General features: G+C 61.9%; 2 protein-coding genes. Both read right to left on the reverse strand.

The features are described from left to right. On the reverse strand, window positions 1-122 hold a 122-nt coding region (locus BRX37_RS26235; RefSeq protein WP_318276978.1), incomplete at its 3' end, for a recombinase family protein. A gap of 33 nt (window positions 123-155) precedes the next feature. Beyond that, a partial coding sequence (locus tag BRX37_RS26240; RefSeq protein WP_125990363.1) for a Tn3 family transposase occupies window positions 156-1252 on the reverse strand: 1097 nt, incomplete at its 5' end.

Genomic DNA, 1252 nt, shown 5'->3' on the forward strand with positions numbered 1-1252 from the left:
GTTCCCGATGTATCGATGCCGTCGGTGATCGAGCGGAGACCGATCTGTTTGCCTTCGAGCTCAGCGGCAAGGTCGACCAATCCCTTCATCGTGCGACCCAAGCGATCCAGCTTCCAGACCACGATAAGGGGGCGTTTGCGGGAGGGGGCGGAATCCTACGCTAAGGATTTGGGCCAGCGATATTCCCCGGTTAGATTGATGTGTTCCCATCCCAACGGCGAGACGTGGGCGAGTAGATCAGGCGCGATATGGGTACCGCTGGCGGCCCGGGTATTGACGACCTCGCCGAGCTTCATGGTGTTCCAGAATATGATGATGGCGGCGAGCAGGTTCATTCCGGCGATGCGATAGTGCTGGCCTTCGCCGGATCGATCCCGGATTTCACCTCGGCGGTGGAAGCTGATGGCGCGCTTTAGGGCGTGGTGGGCCTCACCCTTGTTGAGGCCGATCTGAGCCTGGCGCTGGAGGCCGGCATCAAGAATCCAGTCGATCATGAACAGGGTTCGCTCGATGCGGCCCACCTCTCGCAATGCGAGGGCCAGCTCATTCTGGCGCGGGTAAGAGGCGAGCTTGCGAAGAATCTGGCTGGGGGCGACGATCCCCGCTGCGATCGTCGCCATGATGCGCAGGATGTCGGGCCAGTTGCGCTCGATGAGCGGTTCATTGATCTTACCTCCGACCAGCGCTCGCACATTGGCCGGCGTCGCGTTGGGCGTGAAGGCATAGAGTCTTTTCTGAGGGAGATCGCGGATACGGGGGGCGAACCTGTAGCCGAGCAAGGCGCAGGCGGCGAACACATGATCGGTGAAGCCGCCCGTGTCGGCAAAATGCTGGCGAACGCGGCGGCCCGCGTCATTCATGAGCAGCCCGTCCAGGATATAGGGAGCCTCGCTGACCGTTGCCGGGATCACCTGGGTTGCGAACGGCGCATATTGATCGGACACATGGCTGTATCCCTTGAGGCCCGGGACGTTGCCATATTTCGCGTTGATCAGATTCATCGCCTCGCCCTGCTCGGTAGCAAGGAAGAACTGCCCGTCGCTGGATGCCGATTGCCCTTGTCCCCAGAAGGCGGCCATGGGCAGGGCGGCGTGGGCCTCCACGATCATGGCGAGCGCCCGATCATAGGCGCTGCCTTCGACATGCCAGCGCGCGATCCGCAGCAATTCCCAGAAGCTGTGCGTGTTGGTCGCCGCCGCCATCTTGCGCAAACCGAGATTGACGCCTTCCGCCAGCAACACGTTCATCAGGC

It is taken from the genome of Sphingomonas sp. S-NIH.Pt3_0716 (assembly GCF_003950715.1).
Taxonomy (GTDB): Bacteria; Pseudomonadota; Alphaproteobacteria; order Sphingomonadales; family Sphingomonadaceae; genus Sphingobium; species Sphingobium yanoikuyae_A.